Source organism: Paenibacillus sp. FSL L8-0494, assembly GCF_038003695.1.
In the GTDB taxonomy this organism is placed as follows: Bacteria; Bacillota; Bacilli; order Paenibacillales; family Paenibacillaceae; genus Paenibacillus_AQ; species Paenibacillus_AQ odorifer.
On record NZ_JBBOPQ010000001.1, the window covers coordinates 2,999,122 to 3,023,366 of the forward strand.

25 protein-coding genes are annotated in these 24,245 nt (G+C 42.3%); 20 read left to right on the forward strand and 5 right to left on the reverse strand.

Annotation, left to right across the window (positions count from 1 at the left end; translation table 11 throughout):
- Positions 1-7: 7 nt before the first annotated feature.
- The 6 genes from NYE35_RS13460 (at position 8) to NYE35_RS13485 (ending at position 8,122) form a co-directional block, all read left to right on the forward strand.
- Positions 8-1,249 carry a molybdopterin-dependent oxidoreductase gene (locus tag NYE35_RS13460; protein WP_076273849.1) on the forward strand — a complete coding sequence of 414 codons (1,242 nt, stop codon included), beginning with the start codon at positions 8-10 and terminating at the stop codon, positions 1,247-1,249.
- Positions 1,250-1,400: 151 nt separating this feature from the next.
- Entirely contained in the window at positions 1,401-2,144 is a 744-nt protein-coding gene (locus NYE35_RS13465) for a hypothetical protein (RefSeq protein ID WP_341121222.1), read from the forward strand.
- 13 nt (positions 2,145-2,157) lie between these two features.
- Entirely contained in the window at positions 2,158-3,846 is a 1,689-nt protein-coding gene (locus NYE35_RS13470; RefSeq protein ID WP_341121224.1) for a VWA domain-containing protein, read from the forward strand.
- A gap of 24 nt (positions 3,847-3,870) precedes the next feature.
- Positions 3,871-5,010, forward strand: a complete 1,140-nt coding sequence (locus NYE35_RS13475) for a toxic anion resistance protein (RefSeq protein ID WP_038570533.1) — start codon at positions 3,871-3,873, stop codon at positions 5,008-5,010.
- A gap of 155 nt (positions 5,011-5,165) precedes the next feature.
- Positions 5,166-5,888 carry a sensor domain-containing protein gene (locus tag NYE35_RS13480; RefSeq protein ID WP_051491455.1) on the forward strand — a complete coding sequence of 241 codons (723 nt, stop codon included), beginning with the start codon at positions 5,166-5,168 and terminating at the stop codon, positions 5,886-5,888.
- Between the two features lie 842 nt (positions 5,889-6,730).
- Positions 6,731-8,122, forward strand: coding sequence for an alpha/beta hydrolase (locus NYE35_RS13485; RefSeq protein WP_341121227.1), 1,392 nt, complete (start codon positions 6,731-6,733; stop codon positions 8,120-8,122).
- Between the two features lie 172 nt (positions 8,123-8,294).
- Here NYE35_RS13485 and NYE35_RS13490 read toward each other — a convergent pair whose 3' ends face one another.
- Positions 8,295-9,023 carry an SDR family oxidoreductase gene (locus NYE35_RS13490; RefSeq protein WP_341121229.1) on the reverse strand — a complete coding sequence of 243 codons (729 nt, stop codon included), beginning with the start codon at positions 9,021-9,023 and terminating at the stop codon, positions 8,295-8,297.
- A 165-nt stretch (positions 9,024-9,188) separates the two neighbouring features.
- Here NYE35_RS13490 and NYE35_RS13495 point away from each other — a divergent pair, with 165 nt between their 5' ends.
- From NYE35_RS13495 to NYE35_RS13525, 7 genes are all read left to right on the forward strand, one after another.
- Positions 9,189-9,527 carry a winged helix-turn-helix transcriptional regulator gene (locus NYE35_RS13495; RefSeq protein ID WP_036686390.1) on the forward strand — a complete coding sequence of 113 codons (339 nt, stop codon included), beginning with the start codon at positions 9,189-9,191 and terminating at the stop codon, positions 9,525-9,527.
- Between the two features lie 27 nt (positions 9,528-9,554).
- A complete protein-coding gene (locus NYE35_RS13500) occupies positions 9,555-10,007 on the forward strand; it encodes a hypothetical protein (RefSeq protein WP_051491456.1) in 453 nt (150 codons plus the stop codon).
- Positions 10,008-10,224: 217 nt separating this feature from the next.
- Positions 10,225-11,241: an ABC transporter substrate-binding protein gene (locus NYE35_RS13505; protein ID WP_076213058.1), complete on the forward strand. Its 1,017-nt coding sequence runs from the start codon at positions 10,225-10,227 to the stop codon at positions 11,239-11,241.
- A gap of 13 nt (positions 11,242-11,254) precedes the next feature.
- Positions 11,255-12,271 carry a FecCD family ABC transporter permease gene (locus tag NYE35_RS13510; RefSeq protein ID WP_076273844.1) on the forward strand — a complete coding sequence of 339 codons (1,017 nt, stop codon included), beginning with the start codon at positions 11,255-11,257 and terminating at the stop codon, positions 12,269-12,271.
- Positions 12,272-12,296: 25 nt separating this feature from the next.
- Positions 12,297-13,301, forward strand: coding sequence for a FecCD family ABC transporter permease (locus NYE35_RS13515; protein ID WP_076104305.1), 1,005 nt, complete (start codon positions 12,297-12,299; stop codon positions 13,299-13,301).
- A gap of 19 nt (positions 13,302-13,320) precedes the next feature.
- A complete protein-coding gene (locus NYE35_RS13520; protein WP_076297741.1) occupies positions 13,321-14,121 on the forward strand; it encodes an alpha/beta hydrolase in 801 nt (266 codons plus the stop codon).
- Between the two features lie 11 nt (positions 14,122-14,132).
- A complete protein-coding gene (locus NYE35_RS13525) occupies positions 14,133-14,885 on the forward strand; it encodes an alpha/beta hydrolase (protein WP_341121232.1) in 753 nt (250 codons plus the stop codon).
- An 82-nt stretch (positions 14,886-14,967) separates the two neighbouring features.
- Here NYE35_RS13525 and NYE35_RS13530 read toward each other — a convergent pair whose 3' ends face one another.
- The gene (locus NYE35_RS13530) at positions 14,968-15,504 is read right to left on the reverse strand and encodes an SRPBCC domain-containing protein (protein ID WP_038570543.1); all 537 of its coding nucleotides are present in this window, start codon (positions 15,502-15,504) and stop codon (positions 14,968-14,970) included.
- A 51-nt stretch (positions 15,505-15,555) separates the two neighbouring features.
- Positions 15,556-15,888, reverse strand: coding sequence for an ArsR/SmtB family transcription factor (locus tag NYE35_RS13535; RefSeq protein WP_036686399.1), 333 nt, complete (start codon positions 15,886-15,888; stop codon positions 15,556-15,558).
- Positions 15,889-16,236: 348 nt separating this feature from the next.
- Here NYE35_RS13535 and NYE35_RS13540 point away from each other — a divergent pair, with 348 nt between their 5' ends.
- The 7 genes from NYE35_RS13540 to mnhG all read left to right on the forward strand — a co-directional run bounded on the left by NYE35_RS13540 (position 16,237) and on the right by mnhG (position 22,821).
- Positions 16,237-16,875, forward strand: a complete 639-nt coding sequence (locus tag NYE35_RS13540) for a universal stress protein (RefSeq protein ID WP_232061321.1) — start codon at positions 16,237-16,239, stop codon at positions 16,873-16,875.
- 127 nt (positions 16,876-17,002) lie between these two features.
- Positions 17,003-19,867 (forward strand): Na+/H+ antiporter subunit A, encoded by a 2,865-nt coding sequence (locus NYE35_RS13545; protein ID WP_341122461.1) that lies wholly within the window; start codon positions 17,003-17,005, stop codon positions 19,865-19,867.
- Positions 19,867-20,202, forward strand: a complete 336-nt coding sequence (locus NYE35_RS13550) for a Na(+)/H(+) antiporter subunit C (RefSeq protein WP_036686402.1) — start codon at positions 19,867-19,869, stop codon at positions 20,200-20,202. The genes NYE35_RS13545 and NYE35_RS13550 overlap by 1 nt, the downstream gene beginning before the upstream one ends.
- The gene (locus tag NYE35_RS13555) at positions 20,199-21,677 is read left to right on the forward strand and encodes a Na+/H+ antiporter subunit D (RefSeq protein WP_076101745.1); all 1,479 of its coding nucleotides are present in this window, start codon (positions 20,199-20,201) and stop codon (positions 21,675-21,677) included. Before NYE35_RS13550 ends, NYE35_RS13555 begins: the two co-directional genes overlap by 4 nt.
- 4 nt (positions 21,678-21,681) lie before the next feature.
- On the forward strand, positions 21,682-22,155 hold the full coding sequence (locus NYE35_RS13560) for a Na+/H+ antiporter subunit E (RefSeq protein ID WP_076101747.1): 474 nt from the start codon (positions 21,682-21,684) through the stop codon (positions 22,153-22,155).
- Positions 22,155-22,448 carry a Na(+)/H(+) antiporter subunit F1 gene (locus NYE35_RS13565; RefSeq protein WP_036686407.1) on the forward strand — a complete coding sequence of 98 codons (294 nt, stop codon included), beginning with the start codon at positions 22,155-22,157 and terminating at the stop codon, positions 22,446-22,448. Before NYE35_RS13560 ends, NYE35_RS13565 begins: the two co-directional genes overlap by 1 nt.
- Complete coding sequence (gene mnhG / locus NYE35_RS13570; protein WP_036686408.1) at positions 22,423-22,821, forward strand: monovalent cation/H(+) antiporter subunit G; 399 nt, start codon at positions 22,423-22,425, stop codon at positions 22,819-22,821. Before NYE35_RS13565 ends, mnhG begins: the two co-directional genes overlap by 26 nt.
- Before the next feature lie 134 nt (positions 22,822-22,955).
- Here mnhG and NYE35_RS13575 read toward each other — a convergent pair whose 3' ends face one another.
- Positions 22,956-23,333: a PilZ domain-containing protein gene (locus tag NYE35_RS13575; protein ID WP_036686410.1), complete on the reverse strand. Its 378-nt coding sequence runs from the start codon at positions 23,331-23,333 to the stop codon at positions 22,956-22,958.
- An 80-nt stretch (positions 23,334-23,413) separates the two neighbouring features.
- A complete protein-coding gene (locus tag NYE35_RS13580) occupies positions 23,414-24,223 on the reverse strand; it encodes a hypothetical protein (protein ID WP_076297743.1) in 810 nt (269 codons plus the stop codon).
- Between the last annotated feature and the right edge of the window lie 22 nt (positions 24,224-24,245).

Sequence of the window (24,245 nt, forward strand, 5' to 3'; positions counted from 1 at the left end):
AAAGGTAATGAATTCTTTACTGGCTCGACTGCGCAAGGGATACGGGAAAAAGCTTCGGGCGCTTCATACCTGGAATGGCTGGCTGATTGTGTTGCTCACACTCACAGGACTTGTACTTGTAGGTGGCTTCTGGCGTGGCTTCTTAGGGGAAGGCAGAGTATGGATCAAAGGGCTTCATATCGTGGTCGGTGTTGTTTCGATTATTCCGGTTATTTATTATTTGCTGCTGGCAGGGAAACATTGGAAACAATTGAAGGAGCGGCCTTGGCAACGTTTTAATGTAATCGTTGTACTTTCATTGCTGCTAGGCTGGTTCGTTTCAGGAGTGCTACTTTGGCAATTCCGCGTGGTGGGTCCACATGTATCGAACGTTGCTCTGGTCGTCCATGACTTATTGACCTGGATAGGCCTTCCTTATATTATTTATCATTCTTTGACTCGGGTAAAATGGCTTAAAGAACCGAATCGGCGGGTAGTGAAAAGCGGCATTGAGACAGGTAGCCCTTCGAATCATCGGGAAACCCCGCAGCCGGTTTATACACGTAGAGCTTTCATACGCGGATCGATTGGTGTTGGGCTTGCGGTAACTATAGGCCCATCGTTTATAAAATGGCTCGGCAGTTCAATTGGAAATATCGGGGGCAGCGAAACGATTGATAAGCTGATCGAAAGTGATCGCAATCAGTTGTTGCCTGCACCCCAGCCACTGGCGGCATCCTCACCCCCTCTCGGAGGAGGGGCGCAAGGACAATTCCGTGTTTACACAGTCACTCCGATTCCGGAGTTTACGAACAACAATTGGTCTTTTACGATAGATGGGCTTGTGGAGCAGAATTTCAAGTGGAACTGGGAACAGTTCGTAAAGCTGAAGCGGACCGTTCAGGTGAGTGATTTTCACTGTGTGACAGGCTGGTCAGTCTATAAGAATACCTGGGAAGGCATCAAGCTAAAAGATCTTTTGAGTCAGGCCGGTGTGAAGCCCACAGCTAAGACTGTGAAATTCTATTCGGGTGATGGTGTATACACGGATACACTCACATTGGAACAAGCTGACATGGATGATGTGCTGGTCGCAGTAATGCATGATGGAAAGCCGATTCCTAGCGATCTCGGCGGTCCTGTACGGTTAATCGTTCCGAAGATGTTCGCATACAAGTCTGTGAAGTGGCTGAACCGGATTGAGCTGATCGAAGGCGATCATACGGGATATTGGGAGCAACGCGGGTATTCAAATGATGCGTGGGTATAAAATAGTGATTGTTAACCTTAATGGGCTTATTGCCTGTTAAGGTTTTTTTGTTGATTAATTCCTTATTTTTTTAACATATAGCAAATGAAGAGACGTAATAACAGAAATTGCTCCATACAATAGAAGTGACTGGATGCAGGAGGTGGTTGTGATGAACGGGGTTAGAGCCATAAAGCTGTTGGGACTTATTCTCGGTGTGGTACTACTGAACATTATCGTGTTGTCACCAGGTTTATTAGGGGTGGAAATCGGAGGAACCAGTGTATTTGAAACCGCTTTGGGTGTGACATTGTTGTTTGTTAGTCTACTTGTTGTTCTTTATCGAAGTTATATTTTATTGTTTAAACCTTCATCTATCCCTGCTGTGAAAACACTGAAATCTTATGAGGATTATATAGCCGCGCTTACTCAATACAAAAATGTCAAAGTACTGAAAAAAGACATTGCGCTTGCTCTAGATCAGATATCCCGGATGGAAAAGAAGAGAAGTACCTTGTTAGATGTTTTAGGTCAGAGATTCGAATCCACTGAACTTAGCTTCAAAAAATTTAATGCAGTCAGTTATGAAGTAGCGAAGCTTTTTTACCTGAACATTCGAGGGATTCTGAATAAACTCAGTGTATTTGATGCCTCAGAGTTCACCCTTTTCTCCAGCCGGCATAGACCCTCACAGTTCTCAGATAAATTGGTGCAGAAAAAGACAGCTTTGTACAATGAATATTTGGCCTACGTAACAGGGTATCTTGGGGCAAATGAAGAGATTCTGCTGAAGCTGGATAAGCTGCTGCTGGAAATATCGCTACTCGACAGTACAGATTATACAGATGTTGAAGAGATGCCTTGTATGAAGGAAATCGATGAGTTGATCAAGCAGACGAAATTTTATAAGCAATGAAGGGGAGATGTGTATGGCTAATAAAGGAAAAACAGTAGCAGTTTTAGGGACCATTACGGTGGTAGTTTTTGCTCTCGTGTATTTTGGAATCACCTTAACCTCTAATATAGGAAAAACCGAAACCCAGATTTCTTCCGAAGATGCGGGGAAGCAGCTAGAGAAGCTATACAAGAACATAAACGTGACTACGGCTGAGCAAATCAAAGGCCAGATTGACCTGGATCCTGTTGCGATTGGGGATTCATTACCAGATATCTCAAAGTTTCCTGTATCCGTAGACAATACAACAGATAGCTTTGTAGAGATATTCTCTTCTACTGAAAAATCAGGAACAGGTAATGACGGGTGGCTGAATGAAGTTGCTACAGATTTTAACAACTCTAATATTGAGGTGAACGGGAGTCACGTTTCTGTGAAAATCCGTAATATTGCTTCAGGTACAGCGACAGATTACATAAGATCTGGGAAGTATGTGCCAGATGCCTTTACCCCTTCAAATGAGTTGTGGGGCGAAATGGTAAAAGCAAACGGGATGAACACGCAGCTAATCACTAAACGCCTTATAGGTAATGTAGCTGGTATTGTTACCAGTAAGGCGAAATATGATGAACTAATAGAGAAATACGGTTCTTTAAACGTAAAGACGGTTACAGACGCCATAGCAAATAATGAATTATCAATGGGTTATACCGATCCTTTTGCCAGTTCTACGGGTTTGAATTTTCTGGTAACAGCGCTTGGGACGTTTGGCGGTGCAGATTTACTTGGTGAGCAAGCAGTGCAGGGCTTTGAGAAATTCCAAGCAAATGTTCCCTTTATTGCCTCAACCACTTTACAGATGCGAGAGGCTGCAAAAACCGGTAAGCTTGATGCTTTTGTCTTAGAATACCAGATCTTTGTGAATGCAACAGATTTGAAGGGGGGGTATGTATTCACTCCTTTTGGTGTAAGACATGACAGCCCGCTTTACGCTTTGGGTGATCTTCCTCAGGAAAAACTCGATATTATTAAGAAGTTTGCTGAGTTTGTTGAACAGGATAAATACCAGGAGCTGGGTGAGAAAAAAGGCTTCAATGGTCTTAATGATTACCAATCAGAGCTTAGTACAGTGGATGGCAGTCTCATATCCTCAGCTCAGAAGCTGTGGAAAGAGAAGAAAAATGGCAATAAACCTATCGCCGCAGTATTTGTAGCAGATGTCTCAGGAAGTATGAACGGGGAACCCTTGAACCGCTTAAAGCAATCTTTATTAACAGGCCAGAAGTACTTGGGCAAGGATAACAGCATTGGTTTTGTCTCTTACTCTGATAACGTTACAATCAATCTTCCGATTGGAAAATATGACACGAACCAGCAGTCCATGTTTGTTGGTGCGATTGACAGCCTCCAAGCAAATGGGGGGACGGCTACTTTTGACGGAATCGCGGTAGCCATTCATATGCTTCAAACAGAATTACAGTTAAATCCGGATCTGAAGCCGTTGATCTTTGTATTAAGTGATGGGGAGACCAATGCAGGGCATTCCTTGAATGATATCAGAGGTCTGATTGAAACCTACAAAATCCCGATTTACACGATTGGCTACAATGCGAATATCAAGGCGCTTGAGAGTATTTCGAGTATAAATGAAGCGGCCAACATCAATGCAGATACAGAGGATGTAGTCTATAAAATCGGCAACCTGCTCAATGTTCAAATGTAAGCTATATTTTTTAGGAGGGGTTCTATGTCGTTTACTATGGAAGTCGTAAGTCAGGAAAAGCTGAAATCAGTAATTGAGGAGCAGGTCAAACCTGAGCCCGAGGAAGTATCACAACTCAAAGCACTGGCAGTAAACAATGTCTCCGCCATTCTGGATCTGAATTTAGAGTCACTGGATAAGCGAAAAGGGGTGCTGCAATCCATTGATAGCTTCGGTATGGAAACGATGAGATCCTCTTCGGACAAAAACTCCTTGTTGCAGATTTCTGTGGGGAATTTATCAAAAACAGGAGATGAAGGCGGCCAAGTAGCAAAAGGTTTGACGGAGCTTAATCTCCAGCTGAAGGATTTGGACCCCAGTGCAGTAGATTTTGCCAAGACGGGTTTTCTAGGTAAGTTCTTTAATCCATTACGTAGTTATTTTGCTAAATATCAAAAGGCGGATGCTGTGATTTCAGATATTATAATTTCTTTAGATAAGGGTAAGACCGTTTTGAAGAACGACAATACTACGCTGGAATTCGAGCAACAGGCCCTTCGGGAACTCACAAAAAAGCTACAAAAAGAGATTCAGCTCGGCATGTTGATGGATCAGGAGATAGAGACGCAACTGGAAGCGGCTAAGCTGCGTGATGAGGATGAGGAGAAAGTTCGGTTCATTACAGAAGAAGTGCTTTTTCCGTTGCGGCAGCGTGTTATGGATTTGCAACAGATGCTTGTAGTGAATCAACAAGGAATTATGGCCATAGAAGTGGTTATTCGAAATAATAAAGAGCTGATCAGAGGGGTGGACAGAGCTAGAAATGTTACCGTGTCTGCCTTGAAAATATCGGTTACGGTAGCTAGTGCGCTGTATAATCAACGAATTGTTTTGAAAAAGATCGAACTTTTAAATCAAACCACCGATAGCCTGATCAGCGGTACCTCAAAAATGTTGAAAAACCAAGGGGCGGAAATCCATAAACAGTCGTTAGAATCAAGTATTTCAGTGGATACATTAAAGCAAGCTTTTACAGATGTGCTATCCGCTCTCGATTCCATCAGTACTTATAAGCAGGAAGCTCTCCCCAAAATGCGTGAAACCATTAATCAGTTCAGAGAGCTGGCAGATAATGGCGAACAGCAGATTGTGCGGCTGGAAAAGGGAAATAAGTTGGGACTGTAGCCTAGCAAAATCATAAAACCGGTCAATTATGCGCCTTGAAGCGATAAATCCTAGCCTTTAGTCTGGTATGACTCCAGCCCCAAGACTGTTTTGAGCCTTCTCTTTCCCACGTATAATGAGATTAATTGAAAAACGTGAGAGGAAGGACAATAGAAATGAATGATAAGTTATACTCTATGCCGATGGGAGCTCTTGATTCCATGCATATTCCAGCAGAATCCCAACCCCAATCTAAAACGCGCAAACGTGGAGCAAGTCCAAAGACATATCGGAGTATTTTATACTTCTTAATCTCTTTGCCGCTTACGATTGTATATTTCGTGTTTATGGTGACAGGGCTGACGTTATCCATTGCGTTAACCCCAATATTCATCGGAATTCCTTTGTTTTTTGCAGTAGCTAAGGGATTGGATTACATCGTACAATTTGAGCAAGAGCTGGTCAGATCATTGTTAGATATTCCTAGACCTAGTGAAGAGGCCAGATCGGAAATGCAGCTGGAGGGAGCGGGCTTCCTGCAACGAATGAAGTTAGGTTTTCATGGAGCGAAGTTTGCCCGTAACGTTATGCTGATTATGGGTCGATTCGTATCCAGCATTATATTCTTTTCAATAACAGTAACTGTAGTAGCGGCTGCACTGGGCCTGATTACACTACCTGTGCTGCACCAGATTTTCTTGCAAACCATGGATTTGAACATTTTAGAGAATAGTGTGTTTGCTTTGTTCCAGATCGACTGGACATTATCTCAACAATATATCTCCTATGTAGTAGCTGGATTTGTTGTTGCCTTGTTAGCAAGTTGGGTGATTCGTATGCTTATGGATGTGCAACGTAGAATGCTGTTTGTATCCTACGAGGAAAGACAACAGTACTAATTGGAAAGAAGAGATTATCTCAAAACAACAACCCTTTCTGAATCTGAATAAAACACCAGACAGTGATCCTTCAGTTCGTGGAGAATCACTGTCTGGTGTTTTTGGTCTGCGGGGAGGTTTGCTTTTGCAAATGATGAGCTAGTGGAGGTTGTCTGATTGCTTCTTTGATTTTTTTGCGTCGGAAGTAGAAGGAATCTGCGAAATAACTGTACTTTGTGCAGTTGTTTCGAGTGCCAAAAGAATAATCCTGACTTTAACTGCACTTTATACAACTAAAAACTAGAGAATCCACTTATAAGGGAGTAATTTCAGAAAATAGCTGCACGAAATACACTTATATCCAGTGATCGAGCGTTCTGTTTGATTATAGTTGTATGAAATACAATTAAACTCGAACGCTTTTACACATTGCCCCCCCGTCAACTCAACTCTCCATGCATCACTTGTCGCTGGAGTGTAATCGCACAAATTATATAGATTTATATGTTCATTCATAGGCGCGTGTATCAGGTTAGAGATCAGTTAGTCTTCAACAATCATCTCTTTGGGAACTCCAAGCAGGCTTTTCCTATTCCTTTATGCCTTTGAATGATGTTATAAAAATATGCCCTATTCCTGCCTGCTATGGCAATGCTACAAATTGTAGCCCTCACGGAGCGATCCGTAAACCGTTCTTCGGGTTGTTTGGACGTTGTCGGAGTTGGTTTGTATGTCCCAGGATGTACTTGGTTTAGAGCTTACTATAATGCTCCTCCAACATGTGAAAAAATGTTCATTATCCCATATAAATCCTGTATAATGAGAGCTGTGAAAACGTTTGAACAAAAATCAGGAGGGGTTCTATGCATTCAAATGGATTATTTAGATGGAGGTTTTGGGGATTTGCAGTATTAGTTTTGTTAGCGCTTTCGGGATGTTCCAGTAACGGAAATGTAAATGAAAAAGTTGCTACATCACCAACCCCCAATCCAACGATAAGCAATACTTCTAATGCATCGGAGAACCCAACCAATGTGGGGGCGGCAAAAGGTACTGTGCACATAGAGAATCTAGGTGAGCGGAGAATATTTGTTTATTTACCTGCAGGGTATGAAGCTGACAGTGAGCGTTATCCTGTTGTGTATATGCACGATGGGCAGAATATTTTTAACACAAATACCAGCTCTTTAGGCAAAGAATGGAGAGTTGAGGAGATCATTGATCAGCTTGTTGCTGATGGAACCATGGAGAAGGTTATCGTGATAGGAGTCGCTTCAAGTGATGGATCAGAACGGGGAATGGAGTATGTTCCATTTCCGGATCAGTCTATTCCTTCGGATGGAGCGAGTGCAGCCGAATTTACCCAATATTTTATCAATACAGTTATTCCCTATGTGGATGGCGCTTACCGGACCATTCCCGATCGGGATCACCGGATGATCATGGGATCGTCATTCGGTGCTGTTCAGGCATTATGGATGGGATATCAACATCCGGAGACTTTTTCGTCGATAGGAGCTTTATCCCCTGCTACTTGGGTAGGCAATGGGCGCATGTTGGAGGAGTTGGCGAAAGAGTCCGGGAAGCCTGCATTGAAGATTTGGCTCGACATGGGTGTAACCGAAGGAATGCCAATTGATCCGCTTGTGACGGTACTAAAGTCGAAGGGATTTGTATTAGGGAAGGACCTATTCTTTCAGATGGACCCTTTGGGTACACATGAAGAGAAGTCATGGAATAGACGTGTACATAGTCCATTGATTATGTTCGCCGGGAAAGAGGCTGGACAAACGATCAAGCATGAAGTTAGCGACTATCTGACATTAATCGGACCAGAAGCTATCGATGTGCGTCTTAATTTACTAGTTACTATGGATAATGGGATGGATTTTACAATCCTTGACGGAGTTGAATATCAAGTGTTGAATCCTGAAGTAGGGCAGTTAGACAAGGCAGGTAAGGTGAGCTTCCTGAAGCCGGAATCCTTGAAAGTAAATGTTTCATTTCAAGGTGTTACTGAAGAACATTTAGTTAACTATGAGCATTATGTAAAGGTATTTAAAGTTTATGTGAAATCTCTTGATGTTGACGAGCATGGGGAGGAGTTCTCCATTAATCTGAAGCCCTCTGCTCGGAAATTAAATTCAACTCCTGAGTATATCTCAGCGCTAGTGAGCGCTGCTGAAAAAATCGGTATATATAAAATTAAGGAGACTCAGGAGGATGTAATTCGTATAATTTTTACTACGAAGTAGTCATTGGAGTTCATAATCAAATGAGGTTATGCTCCTTATTTGAATTTACTATGATCTTAACTAAGGGAAACGGATCCCCTGGCTGATAATCAAGGAATTCTTCCCTAATTCTTTAAACTAAAAGAAGCTGACTCAATAAGTAGAAATTCTTACTTATTGAGCCAGCTGTTTTTTATCGCAAAATATATCCCCCATCCGGAAATAAAGTACTTCCTGTTGTATAGCCATTGGTCATCAAATAAATCGTTGTATGTGCTGCTTCGTCGGCATGGCCAACCCTGCCAAGGAGATTGATATTCGTATATTCGTCGTAAGCCTTGTCTCTAGTTTCCTGTTCTGCGCCTTCCCAATTAAAGTTGGTATGGATGGTTCCAGGGGAAATAACATTTACCCGAATCGGAGCCAATTCTACTGCTAATGCTTTTCCCAGACTTTCAATTGCGCCGTTACAAGCTGCATAGGAGGCACCGTCTGCAAGTGGACGTTGGCTGAATGCGCCGGACATAAGAACAATGGAGCCTGTAGGGTTGATAAAAGGGATAGCATGCTTTACAGCATTATATTGCGGCCAGAACTTTGCATTAAAGCAATTGTGAGCAACCTCTAAGCTCGAAGTTATCGGTCCTCTAACATAGGAGGCTCCCGGAGTGAACAAATGGTCAAATGCGCCGATTTTTTCAAAGAAAGCTTTCAAGTCCTGTTCATTTTGATTATCTAGTGAATATATTTCAACAGAATCGAAATCTAAAAACTGTTGAGCTTTCTCTAATTTATCATGTGAACGTCCAGCGATTATGACAGCTGCGCCTTGTTCAACCGCTTGTTTGGCAGTCGCAAGCCCTATTCCGGAGCTTCCTCCGATAATGACGATACGCTGGTTTTTTAATGAAATAGTGGACATATTTATCTTCTCCGTTCATAGTTAATTGGACTTATTAAGTTCTGTTTTTTATTATTAGCTATAAAATATAACCTGCACAGTACGCACTTTTTTCGTACTAGGTACGATTTTTCGTACTAGCTGGTTCGAACATATAGTTATATAACTATCGAAAGAGGGGATCACATGGATTTGCTGGAGCCGAGATTGACTGGGGTTCTTACAACACTTGAAAAGATCGGTGGAAAGTGGAAGCCGCTCATTTTATTTATTTTATTGATAGATGGCACAAAAAGATTTGGGGAACTTAGACGGATCATCCCTGATGTTTCCCAAGGTACGTTAGCTAAACAATTACGGGAGCTTGAAGAGGATCAGCTTATCGACCGGGTGAGTTATCATGAGCTTCCTTTGAGGGTAGAATATAGTATTTCAGAACATGGAAAATCGCTAATTACAGTGTTGGATAGCATGTGTGGCTGGGGTAGGATGCATAAAGAATATTTGAATAATACAAATAAGTAGAGGGGGGACATTATTATTCATACTATTTTGCAGGAACCAACGGGTCAGACCTACAAGACGCTGGTACAGGTAGCTATGGAAGTATGTGATGAATTTATTCTAGTAAAACGTGATCAGATGGAGTTGGAGCCAGAAGGAGTTGAACTGCTTGAACAGCTGCAACCATTTCTCAAAAAGGTCATAAAAGATGACTATTGGCCGGGGACTCGGCTTATGGGGCATTATGCAGATGTTTATTTTTTTCATTGTTCACCTGAAGCGGTCGATATTCTTTTATCCTATTCCACCAGCTTGTACTCGTGGGTACAGACCAGGCTGCCTGATGATCTTTGTTTTCTAAAACAAGGACAACCGTGGCTAATCAATACAGCCCATGAGAGAGAAAGCAATTTGATCACTGATGTGAATGAGGAACTTAATAGACTAGAGGAGTGCGGATTGTTGTTCCGTGACTTATCTGAGTTTTATAACGTTGATTAAAAATTTAACTCATATTTAGTGCAGAAGAACCCGCATTTGGTGCGGGTTCTTCTGCATGCTCATTAATATTTCTACGCATCTGTTAAACTACAAGATTTCATATATTCAAAGAAAAGTATTGATAATTATTCTCATATGATTTAATATGATAACGATTCTCATTATCATCGCTTTGGTTTGAAGAATGATAAATAAAATATAGATGGGGAGATTGAATATGAATCAGAAAAAATATTTATTAGCTGGGGTATCAGCAGTTTTAGCTTTGAGTTTGGCAGCTTGCGGTAACAATGAGAAGGATAAGACAGCTTCAGAAAAAAGCACAAATAATGCTGCAGTAGCAGCAGAAGGAACAGCAAATAACAAAGGAAATGCGGCTCAGGAGGCAGTTGCCACTGAACAAACCGTTACATATTTGGGCAAGGATTATGTCGTGCCTGCAGAGATTAATAATATTGTAGCAGCAAGTCTCGAATCTATGGAGGATGCCGCCATACTGGGAGTGAAACCTGTAGGTGTACTTGCGATAGCTGATGCTATTCCAGGTTATCTGTCAACAGAGCTAGCGGGTGCATCCTTAGTGGGGGATAAATTTGCTCCAAGTAATGAAGCGATCCTGCAGCTGGATCCAGATGTTATCTTAGGGTCTTCCAAGTTTGGAGAAGATGTGGCCGGCGCACTTAATAAAATTCAAACGATGATTCCTTATTCACATATTTCAACGAACTGGAAAGATAACTTGCTCTTATTAGGTCAATTATCCGGTAAGACGGCAGATGCGGAAAAGATTATTAGCGATTATGAATCTAAAGCCGCTGATGCTAAGGCTGAAATCGGAGAAAAGCTGAAAGATCAATCCATTCTAGTCATTCGTATTCGTCAAGGCAGTATGTGTGTATATCCTGCTGGCGTTTATTTGAATCCGGTTATTTATGAAGATCTGGGCGCTGCCATTCCTGAGGTGATCTCCTCTACAGAGGCACAAGCAGAGCTTTCATTAGAAGCTTTGGCGGATATTAATCCGGACTATATTTTCTTGCAGTTTGAGACTAGTGAGAATACTGATAATGCAACAGCACTTGATGATTTGCTCAAGAATCCGATCTTCAAAAGCGTTACTGCTGTCAAAAATAATCATGTGTTTGTAAATGCAATTGATCCGTTGGCACAAGGTGGAACGGCTTGGTCTAAAGTAAGATTCCTGGATGCAGCAATTGAAAACCTGTTGAAGTAAAACCAAAGGTGCGATGAATAAAATGAATACAAAAAATTGGAAAGTTATATTGATCCTATCAACTTCTCCATTATTCATCGTATTAGCAATTGTTGTATCCGTCTTATATGGTGTTAAAGATATTGGAATATTGACAATATGGCAGGCGATTACACACTTCGATGCTAATAATGTGGACCACAACATTATTATGACATCTAGATTTCCGCGTGTAATCGCCGCTTTATTAGTTGGAGCGGCTCTGGCTGTTTCAGGGGCGTTAATGCAGGGGGTTACACGTAACTATCTTGCATCACCATCGATTATGGGAGTAAATGACGGATCGGCATTTGTTATTACGTTGGCTATGGTGTTTTATCCGGGATTATCGAATGTTCAGATGATTATTTTATCCATGGTGGGTTCAGCCATCGGAGCGGGTTTGGTTTTCGGATTTGGTTCATTGGTCAAAAACGGTTTATCACCAGTCAGGTTAGCTATTATTGGGACTGTAATTGGTACTTTTTTAAGTAGTATCGCCTCAGCAGTTGCGATGTTTTTTCAAGTCTCACAAAATGTTAGCGTCTGGTATAGCTCGAAAATACATACCGTTAATCCAGATATGCTAATATTATCAATTCCTTTTATAATCGTTGGACTGCTCTTGGCGGTTAGTATTTCTAAATCAGTAATGGTTGCTTCTCTGGGGGATGAAACGGCGATTAGCTTGGGTCAACGAACAAAATGGGTGAAAATTGTCAGTATTATATCTGTTGTATGTCTGACCGGGACAGCAGTAGCTTTAGTTGGCAAGATAGCCTTTGTGGGCCTAATCATTCCTCATATTACACGTTTTATCGTAGGTATAGACTATCGCTTTATCATTCCTTGCTCAGCGGTGATTGGAGCTGTTTTTTTAGCGTTATGCGATGTCTTAAGCCGTTATATTAACTTTCCGTTTGAGACGCCAATCGGTGTTGTAACAGCCTTTATTGGAATCCCGTTCTTCCTTTATTTAATTCGGGTTAAAGGGGGAGAGCAGCGTGGATAGAAGTAAAATACAGTTTAGCCGCTATATGCTGACACTATTAGTTTTTATCCTGTTAACCCTTGTGGCGGGGTATTTTCATCTTACGAATGGCGTGTTTGATATGTCTGTAATGGATGTGATAAAAACGCTGCTGCGAATAGATCCTAACCCTAAATTTGACCTGGTTATTTTTCAGTTTCGGTTACCACGGATCATTATTGCCTCATTAGTAGGAATAGGTCTGGGGATGGCGGGAACTGTCATTCAAGGAATTACCCGTAACGGGCTGGCTGATCCAGGGATCCTTGGGATTAATGCAGGCGCTGGAGCTGCCATCGTCGCGTTTATGTTTTTCTTTCAGATGTCGGGAGTTACTTTTTTCAAAGAAAGCTGGTTCTCGATACTAGCCATGCCGCTGTTTGGTTTTGTAGGTGGGCTTGCCGCAGTTGTGATTATCTTTATTTTCTCTTGGCGGAATGGTGCACTCGATATGCAACGCTTGATTTTGACAGGGATCGCGATTAGTAGTGGTTTTGGTGCGTTGTCGTTGTATATTTCTCTGAAAATGAATGCAAGTGATTATGAAATGGCCGCGGTTTGGAGTGTCGGAAGTATTTATAGCGCGAACTGGACTTATATCATTATGATCGCACCTTGGGTGCTTATTTTAGGATTTGTAATGTATCGAAAAAGCTATTTACTCAATTATTTTCAATTGGAGGATTCCAGTACAAAAAGCTTGGGGATCTCGGTAGAAAAAGAAAAGCTGATCTTTCTATTATGCAGTGTGGGGATTGTAAGTGTTTGTGTATCTGTATCCGGTTCTATAAGTTTTATAGGCTTGATGGCTCCTCATATCGCCAGACGATTAGTAGGAATTAATCACCGCTATATTATGTTATCCAGTGCAGTGGTTGGGATGTTTTTGCTGGTGATCTCAGATTATTTTGCCAAAACAATATTTCAGCCGGCAGAGTTACCCGTGGGTATAGTCGTTTCGATTATTGGTATTCCATATTTCTTATATTTATTAGCCAAGTCAAGAGTGTAGGGGAGAGAGTACAGAAAAAATGACAACACAAGTAGAGCTCGAACACACAGAATCATGGAAACTTGAATCTCAGTATATGGGTTACACGTACGATATAAAGGTTTCTCTTCCCAGAGAAGCAGCACCAGAAAAGGGCTTTCCAGTATATTACATGCTCGATGGTAATTCATATTTTCAATTAGGTCGGGATGTCGTAAAACTGCAGTCAAGAAATGCCCCAAAAACTTTTATTGCACCAGCAATTGTGATTGGAATTGGACATTATGGTTCAGATGAAGAGGTCTCTAAAAGAAGATTTTATGATTTTACACCTCCTGCGAAGCAGTATGTATATCCGGATCGATTGAAAAATGCTGACATAGGTCCACATGGTGGGGCTGAGAAGTTTTTGGCTTTTTTAGAATTAGAGTTAATGCCAGCAATCAACAAGAAATATAATGTGGATCAGCATAAACAAGCCTTGTTTGGTCACTCTCTCAGCGGTTTATTTGTCCTCTGGACGTTATTCACTCGTGCGAAGCTATTCCAGTATTATTTGGCCTCTAGTCCATCCATTTGGTGGAATGATCATGAAATCCTGACGTATGCGGAGCGGTTCTATAACAATGGACAAGTGAAGATGACCGATAAACAAAAGTTATTGATTACCGTAGGGAGTGAAGAGTCGTTTATGGTCGATGACGCAGCATTATTATTTTCAAAAATGAATGAATATGCTCTGCCTAATTTAGAGGTTGAGCACTATGTCGCACCCAATGAAAATCACGCTTCTGTAGTGCCAACGATTATGAGTAGAGCGTTTCGAGTGCTGAACTGTTAAGGAGTGGGGATATGACGCAAATGAGGGCAGGCGAGCTTGTGCTTTTTGAACATATAGATCGTCAGATTACCGTGTATTTACCGAAAGAATATCATCTATTTCCGGAGCGGATATTTCCAGCGGTTTTCTTACAGGATGGAGATTTTTTGTTCAAAGAGGCGATTATAGCTATAGAGAAAGATGTGGAAGAGGGAGTAACAGAGCCGGTTATTTTTATCGGGATTGATTCTCAACTGCGGAATGATGAATATACACCTTGGGAAATGCCTGCTCTTTTTAAGGATTGGTCCTTTGGGGGCAAGGGCGATGATTATTTGAATTACGTCTATCAGGATCTTGTACCCTATATCAAAAGCTCCTATCGCATCTCTAACGAGCCGAAGAAATTGGCTTTGGGTGGTGTTTCACTAGGTGGATTAATAAGTCTGTACGCAATGTACAAGACTGAAGCTATTTTTGGAAATTTTATATTCATATCTGCGTCTGTATGGTTTAAAGATTTCATTCATTTCATGGAGAATTCAAGACTAGATAGGGAATGCAGAATTTATATGTATGTTGGTGAACAGGAAGGTATCCACAAGACAAATGTCCAGAAGGACATGGTGCCTAACAGCAAACGTGCTTATGATATTTTAAAAGAGAAGATTGATGAAGCTGATCAGCGTGTGAAGTTTGAGACGGATCCGCTGGGCACGCATAATGACATGTTTTTCCTGCAATATTTTCCGAATAGTATCAGGTTCTTATTTCCTGCAAAATAAACATAATAGGACGAGCGGGAGAGAGTAGCCTTGCTTCGTCCTATTTATCGATGAAAAGGGTCATGGCTAGCACATAGCTGCTCTAGTTATTCTTCTGTAAATTCTCGAGATGGGCATCCAAATTGTCGAAGGTTTGGGAAATCCCCTCTAACATCCCCATATCAATAACTTGTTGCAAGGCTTCCGGAGAAGAGTATTTACCGGTATTCACCAGCTTCGTTTGACCATCCAGGTCGATAAAATCTAGTTGGACAAGCGTCTCAGGCAAATCTTTTGAAATATTCCCCTCTGCATCCGAGAACCCATCTGTATAAATGACTTGTTCTGGGACTGTAATTTCCTTATACAATGCCTTGCCCCAAGACTCCATACCGTAGAAATCACCTTGATTCTTATCCTCGCACTTCATGCAATAATGCCAAGTACCCCCTGGACGGAAATCGACATTACATACGGGAAGCGTCCAACCTTTTGGACCCCACCAGTGCTTCAAATGCTCCGCCTCAGAAAAAGCTTTGAATACAAGTTCACGTGGAGCTTGGAATACGCGCTCTAATACTAATGTGTTGCCATCAACAATTTTGGATACCACTTGGTTGGACGGGTTAGAATTTGTCATGGGATAGATCCTCCTCAAATTTGTTTGCTTCCTGCCAATTTCAGCCTGAGACTATGATTTTTTATTGTTTTCATTGCTCTGTAGCTTTTGCAAATAATCATCCAGTCGATCATATCGTTCTTCCCATATATGGCGGTAGGAGTCTAACCAATCGTCTATTTCCTTAAATGGATCAGGACGTAGCTTGCAAATGCGCTTGTTAGCAACAGCTTGAACTTCAATTAAGCCCGCTTCACTAAGGACGCGCAAATGCTTGGACGCTTGAGGCTGCCGTAGCTGAAGACTTTCTGCAATCTCCCCAACGGTTAAGGGATTAACCCGTAATAGTTCAACGATCTGCATGCGGTGGGGCTCAGCTAAGGCACTCATAACGTTAGTATTCATAAACGAGGATCACTTCGATTCATTAAATTCATTCGCTCTATTATGACGCACCATGGTTAAACGGCTCTATAGCGCCTCCTTTTTGTTATTTCCTGTTTGTAATATTAATTTTAATATACCATGACAGGAATATTCCTGTAAAGGAATGTATAAAATGCATTGAATGACACCTGCAAAAGAAGGGCATGATACAAGCATTAAAAAGAAATATGTTCCATGATAACCATCAAACTTTACAAAAAACATAGGAATAGATATAATTAAGTATAACTTATCGGGTTTTAGTAATACGCAAGGGGCCTAACGCCAGTGGGCTCCTTTTGTATTTCTTGGCCATGTTACAGGAGGGTGAAGGTCATACACAATGAAAAGATTATGGTTTGTGTTCATTATGGTCCGCATGGGGAGCGTTTAATCCGGCGTGGTGTCCAACTATCTGAAATTATAGGGGCGCCATTGTTTGTATTAAATGTCGATAGTTCGGATATTGATGAATATAATCAGAGCAAAGAAATGTATATGACGGTCTGGAAACGTCTTGCCGATGAAGCTGGCGCAGAGTTTATCATTCGGAAACGTGAAGGCCGAAAAACAACAGATATTATTGTAGAAGTTGCTGAAGAGAATGAGGTTACACAGATCGTCATTGGACAATCTGCTCAAACTCGGTGGCAGGAGCTTACCAAACGTAATTTCATCAATGAACTCATTGGTAAAATGAAAATGATGGATCTGCATGTCGTGGCTGTGCAGCGGATGCGCGCCGGGTTGGAAGAAACCCATGAGGAAGGCGTTATCGCCTACCTGGTCAAAAACGGGGCTGAATATCAGCTCAGTGATGAACCTCAGGGAGAGTATTCGCTTAAGGGAAAGTTCTTTCACGAACTACACACAGAATTTGAGAACGGTTTATTCAGAATTGAGCAGGAAGATGGAAAGGCTAGATATCTGCATATTTGTGATGGCACATTGACCGATTCTTTATAATCGGGCTTGCCCTTATCAACATTGGGGCCTTGTATATAAGGCCCTACCAATCATATGATCTTTGGCTTTTGGTGAAAAAGTAAGTACTAAAGTTCACAACTTGATAAGCTCAAGTGGAAAAGGAGGACTGCCTTTGCTGCATGTAATCATACTTGTTCCGTTTCTAATGGCCTTAGTAATCGCACTTTTGTCCAAGAGAGCACCCAACCTTCATAGAGGATGGCTTGTTTTCCCTGGTTCACTCGTTTTGTTTGTTTATTTCTTAACCCGGATTCCCGTTATTAAGGGTGGAGATTTGGGATATGAAACCATTTCATGGATTCCTTCACTAGGAATTGATTTGGTTTTCCATCTGGATGGATTAAGTTTGTTGTTTGCTTTGCTAATCACTGGGATGGGTAGTCTTGTAATTATCTATTCAATTTATTATCTTGACCGGCGAAAAGAAGCGTTAACCTCTTTTTATATTTATCTAATGTTGTTTATGGGGGCGATGCTTGGCGTTGTGCTCTCGGATAACTTGATGGTGTTATACGGCTTTTGGGAATTAACAAGTGTTTCGTCATTTCTGTTAATTGCCTTTTGGCATCGGCGGCAAAAATCGCGGTATGGTGCTCTCAAATCTATGTTGATTACCGTATTTGGTGGTTTAGCGATGTTTGCCGGCTTTTTAATGCTTTATGTAATGACAGGCACCTTTAGTATCCGGGAAATTTGGAGTGAGGTTGGCGATATTAGCGGGCATGCTTTATTTATTCCGGCGATGCTACTAATTCTTTTAGGCGCCTTCACCAAATCAGCGCAGTTCCCGTTTCATATCTGGCTGCCAGATGCCATGGAGGCACCTACACCCGTTAGCGCCTATCTTCACTCGGCAACGATGGTTAAAGCTGGATTGTATCTTGTCGCCCGTTTCAGCCCTGTTTTTGCGGGGCAATATGAGTGGTTCTGGGTTGTGTCAGGCGTCGGTTTGATCACCTTGATTTATGGCTCTATCCAGGCGATGAAGCAGACGGACCTGAAGGCTCTATTAGCCTATTCAACGATTAGTCAACTTGGACTGATTATGGGATTGCTGGGAATGGGATCGGCAGCGGCATTTTATGTAGGGGGAGATTCAGTCTTTTACACTGCTGCAACAACAGCGGCTATCTTTCACCTTATTAACCATGCCATCTTTAAAGGCTCTTTGTTTATGATGGTCGGTATAGTTGACCATGAGACGGGTACCCGCGACCTGCGGAAGTTGGGCGGACTGATTTCCATTATGCCGGTTACCTTTACGGTAGCGATGATCGGCAGTTTCTCGATGGCTGGTTTGCCGCCATTTTCCGGGTTTTTAAGTAAAGAAATGTTTTTTACAGCTGTTCTGAATATCCGAAACCTGGATATATTGTCTGTTCCCTCGTTGTTTACGCTCTTCCCGGTTTTGGCCTGGATTGCCAGCGTGTTTACTTTTGCATACAGTATGATTTTGGTTTTTCACACCTTTTTCGGAAAATATCAGCCTGAGAAGCTGGACAAAAAACCGCATGAAGCCCCATTTGGACTTCTGCTTGCCCCGTGCCTGCTAGCAGTGCTGTCTATATTTATCGGTTTTTTCCCGAATATATTATCCAATACACTTATTATCCCTGCAATGAATGCTATTCACCCAATCTTGCAGACCGGAGAACCCTTTGTTGTGAATATTCATTTCTGGCACGGCTTTACACCAGAAATATGGATGACACTTGGTGTTGTGATTCTTGGTATTATTGTATACCGAATCTATGGCCGCTGGAGTCTGGTCGATAAAGAATGGGGCAGTGGCTACACTTTAAATCAAGTCTATGACGGAGTAATCCGGCTGGTCGAGAAATCGTCTAGGGCGTTGACTGGCACCTATATGACAGGTTCCATGCGCCATTACTTGATGTATATCTTCGCTTTCCTGATCGTAGCCATTGGTGGAGCCGTGTGGTATACCGATGGAATTACGCTTGGGACAACTGAATATGCTCCGTTTTCGTTGTTTGAAGTTATTGTTGTTATGGTTATGCTTGTGGGCGCTTTGGCTATCCCATTTGTACGTTCCAGAATCACAGCCATTTTGTTAACAGGAATGGTTGGTTATATGGTTACTTTACTCTTTGTTCTGTTCCGGGCACCTGATCTGGCGCTTACGCAGATGATTGTCGAAGTAGTATCCGTTACATTGTTCCTGCTATGTTTTCGGCATTTGCCTAAGCTGGAGAAAGAACCGTTCAAACTTCGGTCCCGCTTGCCTAAGCTAATTATTTCCATCGGGATGGGAATAACCATGACATTGGTTGCACTTGCTGCTTTAGGCAGTAGTCCGTTCGAATCCATCTCGAAATATTATGTGGAGAATAGCTATACCTTGGGTGGCGGTAAAAATATTGTTAATGTTCTGCTCGTTGATTTCCGCGGCTTTGATACCATGTTTGAAATTACAGTGCTTGGCCTTGCCTCACTTGCTATTTATTCCATGATCAAACTGCAGTTGGATACGGATGGAACTATTGCCCCACTGAAGCGGGCTGTGAAGGATAATAAACCACGTTCTTCTGTAAGTGATGATGTGTTACTACAAGCGGTAGCTAAAGTAGCCTTCGTTATGATACTAATATTTTCGCTTTATCTGTTTTTCGCCGGACATAATAATCCGGGAGGCGGATTTATTGGAGCATTGATGGCATCAGCCGCATTGGTACTGCTCGCCATTACTTTTGGGATTGATATGGTTGAGAAGGTATTGCCTATCGACTACCGTAAGTTAATCGCGATAGGGGTATCTGTAGCTTTTCTTACAGGAATAGGTTCGTTTTTATTCGATGTACCTTTTCTGAGCCAAGCGTTTGGCTATTTCCAACTGCCACTTATGGGCAAAACAGAACTGACCACAGCAATGTTCTTTGATCTCGGTGTTTTCTTAGCTGTTATTGGTGTCACTATGAATATCATATTTACGATCGGGAGGGATAGCTAATGGAGCTTATTATTGCCCTGGCGATCGGTGTACTGTTTTCCGTAGGTGTTTATCTAGTTCTTTCCAAAAGCTTGCTGCGTATCCTTCTGGGAACCACTTTAATAACGCACGGCGTTCATTTGTTGTTACTGACAATGTCTGGCCTCAAGACAGGTGCTGCACCATTGCTGGGTGAGGAAGCGGAAGCTTATGTCGATCCTTTGCCGCAGGCGCTCATTTTGACCTCTATTGTAATTAGCTTTGGAGTAACAGCATTTTTTATTGTTTTGGCATACCGGACTTACCGCTCGACGGGTACCGATGATGTGGAAGGAACCAAGGAGGAGAGACGATGAACAACTTGTTAGTGCTGCCTCTGCTGATTCCGGCCATTACGGCAGTTATACTCATTTTTCTGAAAGAACGAGTACGTCTGCAACGAATCATAAGTGCCGTCAGTGTGTTTTTAAATATCTTTGTTGCAGGATTCATTGTGTATCAGGTAAATACAAACGGTATCCAGACCTTATATATGGGGGGATGGCGTCCACCTTATGGCATTGTGTTTGTTGCCGATATGTTTTCGGCATTGCTCGTGTTGACAGCGGCCATTGTTGGTGCAGCTTGTCTGTTTTTTTCCTTCGCTAGCATTGGGGAAGACAGAGAACGGTTTTATTACTACCCGTTTTTCCATTTTTTATTAACCGGGGTTTTTGGCTCTTTCCTCACCGGGGACCTGTTTAACTTGTTTGTCTGCTTTGAGGTGCTGTTAGTTGCTTCTTACGCTTTGATCGTACTTGGTGGGTCCAAGGGTCAACTGCGAGAGACATTAAAGTATGTATTAATTAATGTGATTTCCTCTTCCTTGTTTGTGGCGACGATTGCTTATTTATATGCTGCGACAGGCACACTGAATATGGCGCATTTATCTATGCGTGTAGCAGAGGCGGGACAAGGCGGTGTAATGAACGTCATTGCGGTCCTGCTGCTAATTGTATTTTCGATTAAGGCAGGTTTGCTGCTCTTTTTCTGGCTTCCCGATTCCTATAGTGCACCGCCATTGGCTGTTAGAGCCCTGTTTGGGGCTTTGTTAACCAAGGTCGGATTGTATGCAATTACACGTACCTTTACTTTGATTTTTATTCAAGAACCGGGACTCACCCATACATTGATTGCCTGGATGGCGGGGGCGACAATGATACTTGGGGCAATCGGGGCATTGGCTTACAACGATCTGGGCCGAATATTTAATTATAATATCATCATCAGTGTAGGATTTATTGCTTTTGGGATCTCTGTCGCGACTCAGGATTCGTTAAATGGTGTAGTGTTTTATTTAATGCATGACATGGTTGCCAAAGCATTATTATTTTTCCTGGGTGGGATGATTATCTCAGCTTCGGGCACCGACCGATTAAAAGAAATGGGTGGTTTGATCCGACGTTATCCGTGGACCGGCTGGATGTTTTTTGTACTGACTTTGGCATTGGTTGGTGTTCCACCCCTTAGTGGTTTCGCTGGAAAAGTGATGATGGTGCGTAGTGGATTTGGAGAGAATCACGTGGCTCTGGCGCTGATTGCACTTGCATCCAGCTTTGTAGTGTTATATTCCTTGATCAAGGTATTCCAGCAAGTATTCTGGGGTGGCGAGAAAAGGGAAGAACAAGTCAAACCGCTTCATTATAAAGCCATGATGGCACCGGCGGCTGTTCTGTTCGTGATTGTAATTCTGATGGGTGTAGGTGCGGAGACGGTAAACGGTTTTGTGAGTCAAGCCGGAGCCGTACTGGCTGATCCAGCACTATACATTAACGCTGTCATGAAGGAGTGATACTATGGCTTTTCAACTATTATTGAATTTCATGATAGCATTCCTGTGGATGTTCCTGCACAATGACTGGACTGGGCCACGTTTCGTCATTGGTTTCTTGATCGGTATCCTCATTTTGCTCGGAATGCGACGTTTTTGGCCCAGATTATATCTAGGAAAAGTGTGGGCAATTATTAAGCTAATCCTTTTGCTGCTGCGGGAACTGGTCGTTTCAAGTTATGTAGTGGTAAAAGCCGTTCTGAGACCGGAGCTTAATATACGTCCAGCAATCTTGAAATATACTACAGAGCTGAAATCGGATTGGGAAGTGGCTACTTTGATCACATTGCTCTGCCTTACTCCCGGATCTGTGGTACTTGAAGTATCGGATGATAACCGGACTTTGTATATTCATGCCATGGATGTTGATGATCCCGCACAGTTCAGAGCGAATATCCGTGACACCTTTGAGCGTGCGATATTGGAGGTGACCCGTTAATGATCCATTTTATTCTTATGCTCTCGCTTACGATTATGGCGCTGGCGATTGGTGTATGCGCCTGGCGTTTGTTGAAGGGACCTTCTTTGCCTGACCGGGTAGCAGCACTGGATACGATTGGAATTAATCTGTTAGCCATGGTAGCCGTTCTTTCTGTTTTACTCCGAACGCAGGCTTTTATCGAAATTATTTTGTTAATAGGCATTCTTTCCTTTATCGGCACGACGGCATTTGCCAGATACATCGAAAGGGGAGTGGTGCTAGAACATGGAAACGATCAAGACAGTCGGTGAATTGCTGTTTGCTTTGTTAATTCTGATGGGGGCATTGCTTAGTGCTGTAAGTGCTTATGGACTGATTCGGCTGCCTGATGTTTATCTGAGATCGCATGCCGCTGCTAAAAGTGCAACCCTTGGTGTTTTATGTGTTCTGAGCGGGGCCTTTCTATATTTTGCATTTTTTCTAGATCATATAAGTGCTAAGCTGCTACTGGGGATTGTCTTTGTATTTATGACCTCACCTTTATCTGCGCATTTGACAGGTAGAGCTGCTTATCGCTCAGGGGTTCCCTTATGGAATCGCAGAATTCAGGATGATTTAAGAGAGGTACTGGAGAAAGAAAAAGCTGTAGCAGCATCCCCTGAACGGGATGTGCCTCAAGAATAAAATTCAGGAAATGTTAGTCTGTAATTTCGGATTACAACAATAAGTTTGGATCGCAATAGCTAAAAAGCAACAACCCTGCATGAAAACGCGGGGTTGTTGCTTTTTTAGATTAAAACTACTCTTTTTTTGTTATCTTAACGAACTAATATTTTGCCTTCTCCAGCAAGTATGCGAAGTACCCTTGGGAGTCGTTCACCGTCATTCTCAGGGATGTCCAACTGAATGCCGTAGTGGAAACTGCCTTGTTGTTCTTTGTTCCATTTCAATATTCCTTCTATGTACATAGATTCATCCGTAAGATTCATTTCCATGCCAATGCGTACTAGGTTATTTTCTGGGTTGATATTGAGGGGTAACGATAAGTGGCAACCCGATCGACTGATGTCGAACAATACAGCCCTTACAGGCTTGGAAGGAACCTGGATGCCGTTAATAGTAAGAATATGAAGATCAAATGTTACAGGTTCTTTAAGGGTATATCGAAAAGGTTCGGTTCTGCGATTAGTGTTCATATGCTCCTCCATACTTTTCCATGTATTATAAATTATCGACATAAAAGTAGGATTAGTGAAGAGCTGATTCTATTTTTGATTTATTTCACTACTTGAGCAGTCTCGTAGGTAAGGCAGCGCAGACTTTGATCAGGATAACGCATTTCTGCCGTGTAGCTGCTGCCATCTTCCAGCATCATCTGAACAGCGACCATGCCGCGTTTATCATTGGTTTCAGTGTTGATTAGTGTTGCTGTAACAATTTTTCGGCTTTCTTTTTGTTTATCTGTAAGGATAGTAATGGCCGTATTGATCCAACTAGCATCTTTATAGATGGCGCTGGCAGCAGAAGGGCTAATTGGTGTTCTTTTCAGAGAATTATTAATCGCGGTCGTATTCACTACCATACCGTTTATGGGATCAATTAGTACATCGTATTCCCAGAATTCCTTACCTTGCCCTTCTAGGGTCTTGGCGTTATATGGACTGAAATGTACAGCCCATGTCCACGGCAGCGAGGTTCGGGTATCACTCAGAATAACCCGCATCTGCAGCTTTCCCATGTCCACTTCGAATAATTTGCGAACGCTTGAAGCAGCGAGAGCAACGGTATCGCTTTGACTCAAATGCCCTACAGCAGGCGGTGTAACAGTGTTCCGTTTGGATACAGAAGTCTCATTACCAGCCATGTCTATGAAATTGTTAATTTGTTGTATTTCTTTAGGGCTCGTCTGCGGTTGTAGATCGTCATTCTCTGTGGACACCCGCGTGGGTGCTTCCAACTTCACCCCTGGGGTTTTGATGCTGGTTAAAGCTAAATGGGTGGTGTTTTGAATGACTGCACTGACGATTAGCAGACTCCCCGAGAACAGGAGTACAGCTAAAGCAGTGGGGAATTTTTTGTTATTCACTTGAATAACCTCCATTTGCTTC

Bases quoted from the DNA above. Each gene is read 5' to 3' on its own strand.
- NYE35_RS13460 (WP_076273849.1), top strand. From the start codon at position 8: ATGAATTCTTTACTGGCTCGACTGCGCAAGGGATACGGGAAAAAGCTT.
- NYE35_RS13465 (WP_341121222.1), top strand. From the start codon at position 1,401: ATGAACGGGGTTAGAGCCATAAAGCTGTTGGGACTTATTCTCGGTGTG.
- NYE35_RS13470 (WP_341121224.1), top strand. From the start codon at position 2,158: ATGGCTAATAAAGGAAAAACAGTAGCAGTTTTAGGGACCATTACGGTG.
- NYE35_RS13475 (WP_038570533.1), top strand. From the start codon at position 3,871: ATGTCGTTTACTATGGAAGTCGTAAGTCAGGAAAAGCTGAAATCAGTA.
- NYE35_RS13480 (WP_051491455.1), top strand. From the start codon at position 5,166: ATGAATGATAAGTTATACTCTATGCCGATGGGAGCTCTTGATTCCATG.
- NYE35_RS13485 (WP_341121227.1), top strand. From the start codon at position 6,731: ATGCATTCAAATGGATTATTTAGATGGAGGTTTTGGGGATTTGCAGTA.
- NYE35_RS13490 (WP_341121229.1), bottom strand. From the start codon at position 9,023: ATGTCCACTATTTCATTAAAAAACCAGCGTATCGTCATTATCGGAGGA.
- NYE35_RS13495 (WP_036686390.1), top strand. From the start codon at position 9,189: ATGGATTTGCTGGAGCCGAGATTGACTGGGGTTCTTACAACACTTGAA.
- NYE35_RS13505 (WP_076213058.1), top strand. From the start codon at position 10,225: ATGAATCAGAAAAAATATTTATTAGCTGGGGTATCAGCAGTTTTAGCT.
- NYE35_RS13510 (WP_076273844.1), top strand. From the start codon at position 11,255: ATGAATAAAATGAATACAAAAAATTGGAAAGTTATATTGATCCTATCA.
- NYE35_RS13515 (WP_076104305.1), top strand. From the start codon at position 12,297: ATGCTGACACTATTAGTTTTTATCCTGTTAACCCTTGTGGCGGGGTAT.
- NYE35_RS13520 (WP_076297741.1), top strand. From the start codon at position 13,321: ATGACAACACAAGTAGAGCTCGAACACACAGAATCATGGAAACTTGAA.
- NYE35_RS13525 (WP_341121232.1), top strand. From the start codon at position 14,133: ATGACGCAAATGAGGGCAGGCGAGCTTGTGCTTTTTGAACATATAGAT.
- NYE35_RS13530 (WP_038570543.1), bottom strand. From the start codon at position 15,504: ATGACAAATTCTAACCCGTCCAACCAAGTGGTATCCAAAATTGTTGAT.
- NYE35_RS13535 (WP_036686399.1), bottom strand. From the start codon at position 15,888: ATGAATACTAACGTTATGAGTGCCTTAGCTGAGCCCCACCGCATGCAG.
- NYE35_RS13550 (WP_036686402.1), top strand. From the start codon at position 19,867: ATGGAGCTTATTATTGCCCTGGCGATCGGTGTACTGTTTTCCGTAGGT.
- NYE35_RS13555 (WP_076101745.1), top strand. From the start codon at position 20,199: ATGAACAACTTGTTAGTGCTGCCTCTGCTGATTCCGGCCATTACGGCA.
- NYE35_RS13560 (WP_076101747.1), top strand. From the start codon at position 21,682: ATGGCTTTTCAACTATTATTGAATTTCATGATAGCATTCCTGTGGATG.
- NYE35_RS13565 (WP_036686407.1), top strand. From the start codon at position 22,155: ATGATCCATTTTATTCTTATGCTCTCGCTTACGATTATGGCGCTGGCG.
- mnhG (WP_036686408.1), top strand. From the start codon at position 22,423: ATGGAAACGATCAAGACAGTCGGTGAATTGCTGTTTGCTTTGTTAATT.
- NYE35_RS13575 (WP_036686410.1), bottom strand. From the start codon at position 23,333: ATGAACACTAATCGCAGAACCGAACCTTTTCGATATACCCTTAAAGAA.